The sequence below is a fragment of the Streptomyces sp. NPDC017993 genome (assembly GCF_044328065.1).
Lineage (GTDB): Bacteria > Actinomycetota > Actinomycetes > Streptomycetales > Streptomycetaceae > Streptomyces.
This window is the reverse complement of record NZ_JBIRGO010000037.1, coordinates 33,588-45,243: the sequence shown is the minus strand read 5'-3', so window position 1 is coordinate 45,243 and position 11,656 is coordinate 33,588. Positions and strand designations below refer to the sequence as shown.

At 68.5% G+C, this 11,656-nt stretch carries 12 protein-coding genes and 2 pseudogenes; 6 read left to right on the top strand and 8 right to left on the bottom strand.

From position 1 onward, the window contains the following. From ACH4FH_RS37170 to ACH4FH_RS37145, 6 genes and pseudogenes are all read right to left on the bottom strand, one after another. A pseudogene (locus ACH4FH_RS37170) lies at positions 1-364 on the bottom strand (hypothetical protein); the annotation flags it as partial. A 210-nt stretch (positions 365-574) separates the two neighbouring features. After that, complete coding sequence (locus ACH4FH_RS37165; RefSeq protein WP_398560400.1) at positions 575-1,117, bottom strand: NUDIX hydrolase; 543 nt, start codon at positions 1,115-1,117, stop codon at positions 575-577. Between the two features lie 5 nt (positions 1,118-1,122). Further along, the gene (locus ACH4FH_RS37160) at positions 1,123-2,244 is read right to left on the bottom strand and encodes an adenosylhomocysteinase (protein ID WP_398560399.1); all 1,122 of its coding nucleotides are present in this window, start codon (positions 2,242-2,244) and stop codon (positions 1,123-1,125) included. A gap of 47 nt (positions 2,245-2,291) precedes the next feature. Then, positions 2,292-2,516: a hypothetical protein gene (locus tag ACH4FH_RS37155; RefSeq protein WP_398560398.1), complete on the bottom strand. Its 225-nt coding sequence runs from the start codon at positions 2,514-2,516 to the stop codon at positions 2,292-2,294. Between the two features lie 246 nt (positions 2,517-2,762). After that, positions 2,763-3,173, bottom strand: a complete 411-nt coding sequence (locus ACH4FH_RS37150; protein ID WP_398560397.1) for an ATP-binding protein — start codon at positions 3,171-3,173, stop codon at positions 2,763-2,765. Between the two features lie 8 nt (positions 3,174-3,181). Further along, on the bottom strand, positions 3,182-3,601 hold the full coding sequence (locus ACH4FH_RS37145) for a hypothetical protein (protein ID WP_398560396.1): 420 nt from the start codon (positions 3,599-3,601) through the stop codon (positions 3,182-3,184). A 186-nt stretch (positions 3,602-3,787) separates the two neighbouring features. Here ACH4FH_RS37145 and ACH4FH_RS37140 point away from each other — a divergent pair, with 186 nt between their 5' ends. From ACH4FH_RS37140 to ACH4FH_RS37130, 3 genes are read left to right on the top strand one after another with little or no spacing between them, the layout of a single operon-like run. Continuing rightward, positions 3,788-4,888 (top strand): helix-turn-helix domain-containing protein, encoded by a 1,101-nt coding sequence (locus ACH4FH_RS37140; protein ID WP_398560395.1) that lies wholly within the window; start codon positions 3,788-3,790, stop codon positions 4,886-4,888. Positions 4,889-4,902: 14 nt separating this feature from the next. Continuing rightward, on the top strand, positions 4,903-5,568 hold the full coding sequence (locus tag ACH4FH_RS37135; RefSeq protein WP_398560394.1) for a YdcF family protein: 666 nt from the start codon (positions 4,903-4,905) through the stop codon (positions 5,566-5,568). Between the two features lie 46 nt (positions 5,569-5,614). Next, a complete protein-coding gene (locus ACH4FH_RS37130; RefSeq protein WP_398560393.1) occupies positions 5,615-6,292 on the top strand; it encodes a WbqC family protein in 678 nt (225 codons plus the stop codon). 384 nt (positions 6,293-6,676) lie between these two features. Here the strand turns inward: ACH4FH_RS37130 and ACH4FH_RS37125 are convergent. Then, a pseudogene (locus ACH4FH_RS37125) lies at positions 6,677-6,849 on the bottom strand (IS5/IS1182 family transposase); the annotation flags it as partial. A 325-nt stretch (positions 6,850-7,174) separates the two neighbouring features. On the opposite strand from ACH4FH_RS37125, the gene ACH4FH_RS37120 reads away from it, so the two are divergent. After that, entirely contained in the window at positions 7,175-8,782 is a 1,608-nt protein-coding gene (locus tag ACH4FH_RS37120; RefSeq protein ID WP_398560392.1) for a zinc-ribbon domain-containing protein, read from the top strand. Positions 8,783-8,828: 46 nt separating this feature from the next. Further along, positions 8,829-8,978 carry a hypothetical protein gene (locus tag ACH4FH_RS37115; RefSeq protein ID WP_398560391.1) on the top strand — a complete coding sequence of 50 codons (150 nt, stop codon included), beginning with the start codon at positions 8,829-8,831 and terminating at the stop codon, positions 8,976-8,978. 167 nt (positions 8,979-9,145) lie between these two features. On the opposite strand, the gene ACH4FH_RS37110 is transcribed toward ACH4FH_RS37115, so the two are convergent. Then, complete coding sequence (locus ACH4FH_RS37110) at positions 9,146-9,712, bottom strand: hypothetical protein (RefSeq protein WP_398560390.1); 567 nt, start codon at positions 9,710-9,712, stop codon at positions 9,146-9,148. 543 nt (positions 9,713-10,255) lie between these two features. On the opposite strand from ACH4FH_RS37110, the gene ACH4FH_RS37105 reads away from it, so the two are divergent. Continuing rightward, a complete protein-coding gene (locus ACH4FH_RS37105) occupies positions 10,256-10,660 on the top strand; it encodes a DNA-binding protein (RefSeq protein WP_398560389.1) in 405 nt (134 codons plus the stop codon). Positions 10,661-11,656 lie beyond the last annotated feature (996 nt).

Genomic DNA, 11,656 nt, shown 5'->3' with positions numbered 1-11,656 from the left:
GCACCGGTTCGGGTGCGCAGGTGGGGGAGTCGGTGAAGGCGGTGAGTTCGGCGCGGTAGGCGATGCCGTCGCGCTCGGCGCCGTCGTGGATGCCGAATAGCGCGGGCTTGCGCACTCCGGGGAAGGCAGTGGCTGCGTCGCTGGTGCCCTCCCACAGCTTCCCCTTCGCGTGCTCGGTCGGTGCGGAGATCAGCCGCAGCCAGCAAGCTCCATGGTCAGGATGGTGTGCCTTCTGCCCTAGGGTGCGTCCCTGGTAGCCCCACAACCGCGCTCCCTCGACGGTGACGCCGAGCGCTGCGCTGGCCTCCTGCTGCGCGGCGAGAGCGCGGTGTTCGTCAGCTTGGGTGGTGGGGGGCGAGTACATCGCACACCTTCCGCAGGGTTCGGGACGGGATGGCCGCCTGGTTGAGGGGGCGAGCGGCATCCCAGGAGGCCGGGGAGTTTGATGCCGGCAGAGGGCCCAGCACGCAGATCGCCTACTGCCCTTTGGGTTCCTACTCAGGTTGCCGCTGGGAGGTTCGGGGGCTGTCCCTGCGGGTGTAGGCGGGCGCAGGGACAGCCTGTTCTCCATGGGTTAGCGCAGAGCCTGGGCGATGCGGCGTCGCAGAGTCTCGTGGCTGATGCTGTTGGCGTCTCGCCATGCGGCGTCGGTGACTTCTTCGGTCTGCAGCTGGCCGATGTCGGTGGCGGTTCGGAAGAGGTAGCGGAAGTCGATGTGTTGGTGGTCCGGTTCGCCCTTGGCGTCGTTGGCGGGGATGGGGTGGACGTCGATGTGGACGGGGTGGGGGCTTGCGGCTTTGACGTCGTCGGAGGGGATCCCGGTCTCTTCGGTGAGTTCTCGCAGGGCTGCCTCCAGCAGGGTGTTGTCCGTGGGTTCGAGGTGCCCGCCGGGCAGTAGCCACTTGTCGAGGGCCAGGTGGTGGATGTGCAGGATGCGTCCGTCGTTGTCGGTGAGGATCGCGCCGGCGGTGGCGTGGCCGCGGAACTCCTTGCGGGAGGTGAGGTCGGCTCCGGTGTCGAGGAGATCGAGGACCGGGGCCAGTTCGGGCTTCTCGTCGGGGTGCGCCTCGAGGTAGGCGGTCAGGGTGGCGTGGATGTGGGCTTGTGTGATGGGCATGGTGATCACCTGTTGAAGTAGGAGAGCCAGGTCGCCGCGATGGCGGCGCGGTCGTCCGCATCGGCCTCGTGCATTCCGGGGGCGAGGTCGGTGCGGGTGAGCTTCCTGATCCCGGCGAGGAGCTCGGCCTGGACCAGGAAGATGAACGGTCCAACGCTTGCGCCGTGGATAAAGTTGACGGCGTTGCCGCCGTTCGCCAGATAGAAGTAGTGGCCGGTGGTCTGGTAGCGGGTGACGTGGTCGCCGGCCGTGGTGCGGGTGTAGACGTCCGGCAGGTTGCTGAGCTCCAGTTCGTCCTCGCTTGAGGTGACGGTGGCGACGTAGGCGCCGTTGCGCAGGTGCCCGAAGTCCTCCCCGTGCAGGGAGATCGCGCCGGTCGCACAGAGCACCAGGCCCGCGCCCCTCAGCGCGTCTTCCCGGTCGCGGGCGACGGTGAAGCCCTGGGACAGGGCCTGGGTGCGGCGGACGGGGTCGATGTCGTGGACGGTGACCTGGACTCCCTTGGCGTGCAGGAGGCGGGCGATGGAGCTGCCGAGTTTGCCGAAGCCGATCACCAGGGCGGGGCGGCCGTGGAGGATGTCGCCGCGGCCGCGCATGACGGCCTCGGTGGAGAAGACCACGGACTGGCCGACCAGGAAGTCCTCGGGGTCTTTGAGCGGTGAGCGGGCGACCGAGATGACGGGGCAGGGCAGCTTGTCGAGGTCCTCGTAGCGGCGGTGGCCGTTCTCGGTGTCCTCGATCACTCCGAGGATCTGGCCGGAGAAGCGGGCGTGCAGCTCGGGGAGGGCGGGGGCGAAGTAACCGCCGACGTCCAGCAGCACGAGGGGTTCGCCCGCGGCGCGGGATTCGAAGTAGTCCAGCGCGGCATCGGGATCGGCGAACAGCTCACGGGAGAGCGTGTCGACCGGGGTGGTCTGCTCGACCTCGCGCTGGGCGGCGGAGGTGAGGGACTTCGGCTTGGGCAGGACGGCTCGCAGTCGGCTCATCGCGGCGACAGCGCGGACGAAGCCGGGCCGTTCGGGCAGTAAGTGGGTCACCAGGAACGAGGTGACCTGATCGGTGGGGGCGAACTGGGCAGCGATTTTGGCGAAGTAGGCGTCCAGCCGGGCGCGTTCGAAGGTTTCCATGGCCGTTCCTCTCGTTGGGAGTCAGGGCAGTGCATGGGTTGGGGTGTTCAGGTGGGGCGGGCGAGGCCGAACAGGAGGCGTCCGCAGGCGAGGCCGGCGTCGAGGTAGGCGTCGACGCGGGCGAGGTCGGCGCTTCGCGCCAGCGGGTCCAGCCCGATCACGACAACGGCCTGCCCGCGGCCGCGGACATGCTCGGTCCAGCCGCGCCGGACCGGTAGACGCATGCCGTAGCGGGTGCCGTCGAAGCGAAGCACCGCAGCGGTGTCCGCCACCAGCAGACGCCTCCCGACGTCGGGGATGAGGTCCTGCGGTGCCGGCCAGGCCGCCCAGGGCTGCGGAGAGCTGCAGCATGCGGGCCTCAACGGCAGCGGCCGTGTCATGATCCGTGCGGCCGGGCGGGTGCGCCAGGAGGAGATACGCGAGATCAGTGTCGTCGGGGTCGACGCCGAGCCAGGTCCAGGCGCCCAGCGTGGCCAACAGCCCGGGCCCGGGGCCCGCGGCCGGCTGAGTGCATGCGGTCAGCACGGCGCCCCCTGGGGGGCCGGGGCTGTCTTGAAGCGTGACCAGACGACTTTGCCCGCCCCTCCGCTCTCTTCGACGCCCCACTCGTCACAGAGCATGTCGACGATGTGCAGACCGCGGCCGGAGGTGTCGTCGCTGCTGGGGCGCCGGCGCCGAGGGCGGTGGGTGCAGGAGTCTTGGATCTCGATGCGGACGATGGTGTCCTCGGCGCTCATCGTGACGTGGAAGCCCTGGCCGCAGCATGTGCTGTGCGTGAGGGCGTTGGTAGCCAGCTCCGAGACGCACAGGCGGATGTCATCGGCCCGTCCCTCCAGGTCCCACGCGGCGAGGGCGTGGAGGGCGAAGTCGCGGGCCTGCCCCACGGATTCGGGGACAGGAGCAAAGAATCGTTTGATGGCATCGGGCATGGCGAGCCTCATGTCTCGGCGTCCAGGGATGGGGCAGAGCTGGGAGTGCGGCTGGGAGCGCGATCTGACGGCCGGCGGGTCGTCCTGCCGCCGCGGACGAGCATCAGCCGCACGCCGGAGCCGGCGATCTGCCGCCGCCGCTCGGCGGCTATCGGCTTGGGCCCCAGATGAGAGGCGGCAGGCAGCACCACTCCATAGACATCCGGCAGGTCGAGCACGTCCAGCAGACCGGTGAACGCCCCGCTCGGAGCGCTCGTGGCACTACCTCGCTCGATGAAGATCGCGCCCAGCACCAGCTCGTGACTGCGGCAGTACTCCGCCAGCGCCCCGGTCAGGGCCGCCTGCCGGGCGGCAGCATTCCTGGGGAGCCGGAGGAAGCCGTAGACGACCGGGCCGTTCACCGGGCGATGCTCTGTGAGGGTTTCCATATGCAGGTCCGTCCAAAGGATCAACAGGGGCGAAAGACGCTGCCGGCCCCGGCAGGTCCGGGCCGGCCCCTCGAGCATGGCCCTGCTCCAACCCCCAGCAAATGACCCTCTGTTGTACTTCCGTTGCACTTGCGTGCCCCCACCTGCCTGCATCGTGCTTCGATACTGTGCGGAAGGGAGCAACACGTGGCGACCGTGCACCACTGGAGTGGCCTGGAGGCCCACGCCCTGCGGCTCGCGCTGCGGATGAGCGTCAGGGTCTTCGCCCAGCACCTCGGTGTCGCTCAGCGCACTGTCGCCAAGTGGGACAAGCTCCTTGAGGCCACCGAGCCGAGACCTGACACCCAGGCAATCTTGGACACCGCGCTGGCCCGCGCCGATGCCGCAGCCCATCTACGGTTCGAGACCCTGCTGTCCGAGGCCGGCCGCCCCGCAGCCGGGCCGGGACGGCGGGTGACGGCGTCCGGCCCGCGGGCCTGGGAATACGAATCATGGACCGACGACCTCGACCGCGTGGTGGTCGCCCTCTCCCGCCAGAGCTTCACCTTCGCCGACAACCTGCTCGGCCGCTGGCTGGGCCGCTTCAAGCCGGCCGAGCTGGACGACAAGGGCCTGTACCTGTTCGCCCGCTCAACAGCCCTCCTCGGCGACCTCCAGCGCGATCAAGGCGCCGTGCTGGGCCCACTGTCAGCCCAGCACTCGTACGTGGGCGCCCGCTCGGCCTTCACCCAACTCGACATCCCCCGCCGCATCGCCCAGCTCGACCTCTCACTCGCCGTGCTCGCCGAAATGTCCGGCAAGCTGGAAACCGCCGCTCGCCACTACGAAACCCTGGCCGTGGATGACAGGCTCTCCCGCCGAGACCGGGCCAGAGCCCGGCTGTGGGTGGGAACCGCACTGAGCAAGCACGGCAACCACGACTACGCCGCCCGCGTCATGCTCGCTGCCACCCGCGACTTCGAGGACCTGGCCGAGCCCGACGACTGGTCCGTCGCTCACCAGAAACTCGCCCTCGCCCACCGCGGCGCCGGCGACCTCACCAAAGCCCTGCACTTCATCGACATCGCCCGCAGCACCGCCACGACCGACTCACCGATGCAACGCGTGCGCCTGGACACCGCCCACGGCCACATCCTGCTCTCCGACCCGGCCACCCGGGATGATGGACTGCACGTCCTCGACAAGGCCGCGAAGATGGCCGCGCAATACGGCATGAGCCACCAACTTCGCAGCATCGAGGGCATCCGGACCACGAACCAGGGGACCGAACATCCCCGGCGACGGTGAACAGGGAGAAGCCAGTGACGGACAACCAGCGGGCCATTACCGAGAACCAGTGGCGCAACGCCAAGCTGATCTGGGACTACCACCAGATGCACCACCAGCTGAAGCCCTGCGACGTGGCCATCGGATTGGGCAGCCACGACCTGCGGGTCGCCGCCTTCACCGCCGACCTCTATCTCCAAAAGCTCGTCCCGACCATCGTGTTCACCGGCGGCAACAGCCCCAACACCGCAGCCCGCTTCCCGCGCGGGGAAGCCGTCCACTTCCGCGAGCACGCCACCGACCTCGGAGTCCCCAACAGCGCGGTCCTCGTCGAACCGAACGCCGCCAACACCGGGCAGAACATCGCCTTCACCCGAGAGGTACTGGCCGCAGCCGGCATCACACCGAAGTCGGTGCTGCTGACTGCCATGCCCTACATGGAGCGACGCGCCTACGCCACCTGCCGCAAGGTCTGGCCCGAAGTGGAGGTGACCTGCGCGTCCGAACCTCTGGAGTTCGACGACTACCTCAAGGCGATCGGCGACGAAGCCTTCGTCACCCACATGCTCGTCGGTGACATGCAGCGGGTCATCGAATACCCCCGGCTCGGCTTCGCCATCGAGCAAGATGTCCCGGAGGACGTGCATGCCGCCTACGAATCCCTCATCCACGACGGCTTCACCAGCCGCCTCCTCACCTGAACTGCCGCCGCCCGGCGGGCTGTGCGCAATCCACCAGCCCAACCTCTTGCCCCGGCTGACCACCCTGGCCAAGCTGTTCGCAGCTGACTACTGGATCGTCCTGAACGACGTCCAGTTCAATCGCCGCGACTACCAGCACCGAGCCCGCCTGGCGAGCCTGGCCGACCCGCTGCGGCGCCAGTGGCTCACCATCCCCACCCACCTGCCCCACGGCCGTCAAACGACTATCGACAACGCTCTGATCGTCGAACCGGCCCGGTCCCGCCGTCGGACCGCGCACATGCTGCAGCAGCACTACGCAGCCAGTCCCCACTGGCCCGCCTTCCAGCAGGCCCTGACCTCGGTGCTCGACCTGTTCGACACCACCGACAAGACCGCTGACGTAGCCGAGGCGTCCACCCGCATCCTTTTGAACCTGCTGGGATGGACCGGCGTCGTCCTCCGCAGCAGCGGCCTTCACGCCAGGCCGGGCCGCTCAGAACGCCTCGCCGACCTCGCAACCTTCACTGGTGCCAGGTCGTATCTGTGCGGCACCGGCGGCATGCGTTACCTGAACACCACACCTTTCACCGCCTGCGGCCTCACGGTCATCTCCTTCACCACCCCCGCCGCGGGCCTGTGGCAGTACAGCCGCGAAGCCAGCGCGGTCCGGGCACTGATGCAGCTCGGCCCCCAGCCACTGGCCAAGGTCTTGCGGACAGTCGCCACCAGCCAGCCGCGATAGGCAACCGCCCGGCGGCTACGCCAGCACCTCCCGCATGGCGGCGGGCTCTCGGCTGGGAGCCGGAAGTCGCCGTAGAGGAAGGCGTGGACCGTTACGTGAACTGGATCAACGAACGCCCCGAGGCCCCCCCCGGCCGTGGAGGCTTGATGCCGACGTGCCCCGCTGCGCGCCAGGGGTCGGTACCTCCTGACCGTGGTCTGCCACCGGACGCACCTTCCCCGCCCTGTATCGAACCTTGCCGGACGGACGACTACTCCGTGCACCGCCGGCTTGGAAGCTGCCCGCCACTGCAATGGATCCGGATGAGCCTTGAGTACGTCACAGACGGCAAGCCTGTCGCACAGTTCCGTGCCGTGCGAAGGCACCACCGGCCTGGGCAACGTCCCGGAGCCACAGCCGGATCGCGGCGACGGTAGCCGTGCCGTGGAAGACGTAGGCCCTCTTGTCGTAGGGGTAGCCACGGCCCGAAAGCTCTTGACCCGGTTGATCGTTCGCTCCACTTCGTTGCGACGGCGGCAGATCACCCGGTCGAATCCGGTCGGCCGACCGCCATTGCTGGCCCCACCAGAGACTTGACCGTCTCGGCCGCGAGGAGGACGTCACCGGACTCGCCTGGTCCGCCCTGACTCCGGCAGGCCTCCACCCGCGTGAGGAAGCCCCTTCGCTACCTGCCGGCTCGAGGACCGGCGCGCGCAATTTTGCTGACTGCACGCGTGGCGGCTGTGCTGGGGGGCACTGGCCTGACGCGTGGCCCGGAGAGGTGTGCCGTTGAGTCTCAGCTCTGTGCCGACGGCATCTTCTTGCGGTCATTCATGCTCGCTGGGCCGGGGTGGGAACACTCGTTTCGGACCGCCGAGTCCGCACACCTGCGAAAATCCGCACATGAGCTCCATGTCGCCCCGCAAGACGGCCCAATTGTGTTCCGAGCCGGGCTGCAGGCAGCCTGCCGCGTTCTCCACACGCACGAAGAGCACCTGGTGTGACGCCCACATCACACAGATGCTGCGTGAGGGCGGCCTGGAACCGCTGGAGCCGTTCACGAAACCGAAGGCGTGGCGTCTGACTCGGTGTCTGGCATGCGGCTGTGAGGCGCACTATCGCTTTGAGTACACCGTGGAAAAGAACGCATATGGGGAAGCGACGTGCCGGGCCTGTTACTGGCGGCAGTGGGCACGGGAGGCTCGCCAGGCCATGGGCGCGTACGCGGACCTGAGCCCGGTTCCGCAGGCTCAGGTGCAAGAGCACGCCGAGAAGAACGGATACGACTATCTTGGCGCGCTGACCGTGCCGTCCTTCTCCGACGACCCGCACCATGTCCGGTGCCGCTACTGCGGTCGGTTGAGCGCGGCGCGGCTAGGGGACATCGGGTTCGGCTGCCAGTGCCAGGTCAACCCTCGGCGTGAGCGGCAGACGACCAAGCGCGCCGGGTCCAAGCAGCGCGACCTCCTCAAGGACAGCGGACTGCCAGTCCTTGACTGGTGGGACCATGAGCAGAACGATGCCGCCACCTGGGAGACGGCCACCGTCAAGGCCCGGCGGGAGGCGGCCTGGCGTTGCCCGGACTGCGGACTGCGGTTCAGGAAACGGATCCTCGACATGATCGACATGCGCGAGTGTCCGCAATGCCAGCCGAAGCGACGCGCTGAGTGGGAGGCGGAGCGCGCGCGTTATCAGGGGACGCCGGTCGCGGACGTGCTCCAGCTGCTCGCGGCCTGGGACGACGAGGCGGATCCCCGGGCCGTGCTGGTCGCGGACTACCGGCAACGTCAGCTACGTTGCCCGCGAGGGCACCGCTGTCGCCAGTCTCCGCTCACGTATCTGCGTAACGGCTGCCCGTCCTGCCGCGGCCAGGACACACGCGCGACGCGTCTTGAGGCGATCGAGGCCGATCCCGAGGCATTCGGACTCAACGCCGAGATCGCCGCACAATGGCACCCGACCAAGAACGGCAAGACTCAGATGTCGAAGGTGTCGCCTGGTTCACGCAAGCTCGTGTGGTGGCGGGATGAAGACTGCGGCCACGAGTGGCAGGAGACACCGGCCCGCCGGGAGCAGGGCCAGCGCCTGCGCTGCCCGGAGTGCCGCACGATCCTCGACTCGCTCGCCCACCACTTCCCTGATCTGGCGGCGGAGTGGTCGCCGACCAATCCGTTGTCCGCGTGGCAGGTGCGGCCGACCGGCCAGACCTTGTTCACGCCTGCCTGGATCTGCTCCGCAAATCCGGATCACACATGGCAGGCGGCCCTGTCCTCACGAGCGAACGGCAGCGGCTGCCCCGAGTGCCGGGAGCACGGCAAGTCCCGTATAGAGCTTGACCACTGGGCCGCTGCGGAGCGCGCCTTCGGCCGGGCATCGTCTGGCCAGTCGGTGCGGCACGAGGCATTCGCCCGGCGCGCGAACTGGCTCGTCGACATCACGGTCGAGACGGCCGGAGAGCAGAAGCTCGCCATCGAGTACGACGGCTCCTACTGGCACGCGGACATAGGCTGACCTCGACATCGAGAAGTCCCGTGATCTGCTGGCCGCAGGATATCTGGTGGCCAGGCTTCGCGAACATCCGTTGGCACCGCTGCCGATCGACGACCCGAACTACGCGGAGTTCGTGGTGTACTCGGCGATGCCTACGCCTGACGTGACGATGGAGTGGGTGAGGGAGTGGGCGAGCAGGCGGGACGAGGTGCCATGAGCCCAGTGGTGAAGCCTGTTGTGGTGGAGGGTGCTAGGTTCTGTCAGATAATTGATCTTGTGGTGGTCGTGGTGAGTTGACGGATGCGGCGTGGGGTCGGATAGCACCGTTGTTGCCGGGTGTTGACGGTTGCAGCTAAAGGCGGTCTGAACCGGGTCCGCCCCAGTTCAGCCGTTTGGGGCTTCGAACGTATGCACCGCAGTCCGGAAGGTTCCCTGCCCGAGTTGAGCAGGGTTGATCAGCACCACGAAGTCCGGCAGGGCTCCCGGAACGGGCCGCCCGTCCTTGTCCTGGCTGCCGGCTTCGGCCTGCCAGTCGATCAAGTGGACGACGACTGCATGGCGGCCCTCGGGCACGGGGTGCTCGATCACGCCATCCGAGGCATCTCCGCTGACGTCTTCGATGCCACCCACGAGCGCGCGACCGCGGGAGACGAACAGGTAAGGCTGGGAAGCGACCAGCTGATGGGCTGTCTCCCGCTCGGTCAGCCGGGCCGGCGCGGCCGCAGTGCCCGAACGGACCAGAACACTGAACGCCCCGTCTCCGCCGACGTTGAGCGGAACAAGAGCGCCCGCCTGGATGTGACGGACAATGTCCTCGTCGTCGAGGAGTTCGTCCTCCCAGGTGTCGTAATCGACGCCAGCCTCGAATCGCTGCGGATCCCACAAGACGAGCATTCCGGCGTCCGTGGCCACCGTCACCGGAGCCTCATCAAAGGGCTGCTGAGCAGTCACTCGCCCCTCCGGTCGTCTCGCTGGCTGCATTCGAACCAGCTGATTCTCCCAGCACAGGACGACGACAGATCTGGCGGGGCCGCTTCGGACCGCCGACCTGGCATCCCGATCCGCCGCACAGGTCGGCCGTAGCCGTGGCGCTATCGAATGCCGTTTGCTGAGGGTCGGGGTCACGGGCCCCGTCGCGGATGAAGTACGCCTCAATCACCGGTAGCTCCGTACCCGATGCTGCCTCATCGGACGCTCCCGGGCCTGTTCCAAGGCATGGCCTCCTGCGACCAGCCTCCAGGCGCCTCATAAAATCGAGTACGATCCGATATCAGAGTCCGCATGTAAGAGGTGGTGAAGGTGCTGCTGACGACTGGTCAGGCAGCCGACGAGATCGGCTGCGCCGTCACTACCTTTCGCCGACTACTCCATGCGGGCCTGCTGCCCCGTCAGGAGCGCCGCGGAGTACGCACGGTCGTGCCCGTCGATACTGTGACGGCCTTGAGGGATCGGCATAGGGCCCCCCTGAGCTCGCTGTCGGCCCCAGTAGTGGCTGTGCTGCGTGTAGACGTAGCGAAACCCGTCGACGAACCAGACCGCGCGTGGACCGGATTCTCGACTGCACTGGCGCCCGAGGATCTGCTCAAGGCGCTGCGCGGTTGGTGGCGGTGTGATGCGGCGAGCGTGGCGGCCGGGGGAGTGCTTCCTGTCACCCTCTCCGGCTACGTGGTAGCAGTCCTGACCAACATCGCCACATGGGAAAAGAACGAACACGGCAGGCACGCCTTCCCCCAGGCCCAGCTCGCCGGCTACGTCACCGACCTGGCTCGGCCCACCGTGGAAGTGACGGCCTCCGCGCGAACCGACCGCGCCCTTGCCGAACGCCTGCTGGGCACCCGTCTGCCCTCCGACTCTGGTGGGGCGGTCGCCTACGTCACCACTAACGCCACGACCGGCTGACCCGGCAGCCGGAAAGGGGACTGTGATGGACAGTAAGACCTTCACCGCTGCTCTCGTCGAACTGCGCAGCCTGCGTGAGGAGATCAAGAAGAAGCAGGCCGAGGTGGCGAAGCTGGAGGCGGAGCGGGCCCGCCGCGTTACCGCGCTGGCCGGGTATGAGAAGGCCAAGGCTGAGCGGATCGCGCCGGCTGCCGGTATGAGCTTGGCGGAGGTCGTCGCGATCGCCCCCATCCTGGCCCCGGACAGCCTCATCGCTCCCGCGCGGCCTGCGCCGGCTACACCCGCCCCTGACGTCCGCACAGAACCTGTCCGGGAGCCTGGCGCCGACCCGGTGCCTGAGGCGGCTCCGGGTGCGGCTGCTCCGTCCATGACCCGCGGCCCTGGGGCACCGGCGCCGGCCGATGCAGCCCCACCCATGCCGGCCGGGACCGAGGCTCAGTCCGTGTCGGCTGGGACTGAGGCTCCGCCCTTGCCGGCTGGGACCGAGGCTTCTCCTGGCACGGCTGGGACTGAGGCTCCACCTGCGCCGGCTACGCCCGCCCCTGAGGTCCGTACAGAACCTGTCCGGGAGCCTGGCGCCGACCCGGTGCCTGAGCCGGCTCCCGGTGCAGCTGCTCCCTCTATGACCCGCGGTCCTGGGGCACCGGCGCCGGCCGATGCAGCCCCGCCCGTGCCGGCTGGGACGGAGGCTCCGTCCGTGTCGGCTGGGACTGAGGCTTCTCCTGGCACGGCTGGGACTGAGGCTCCACCTGCGCCTTGCGCCGACCCGGTGCCTGAGCCGGCTCCTGGTGCGGCTGCTCCGTCCATGACCCGCGGCCCTGGGGCACCGGTGCCGACCGATGCAGCCCCACCCTTGCCGGCTGGGACGGAGGCTCCGCCCTTGCCGGCTGGGACGGAGGCTCCTCCTGCTCCGCCCTTGCCGGCTGGGACTGAGGCCCCACCTGGGCCGGCTGGGACCGAGGCTCCTGCTGCCCCGGCTCGGACTGAGGCTCCTGC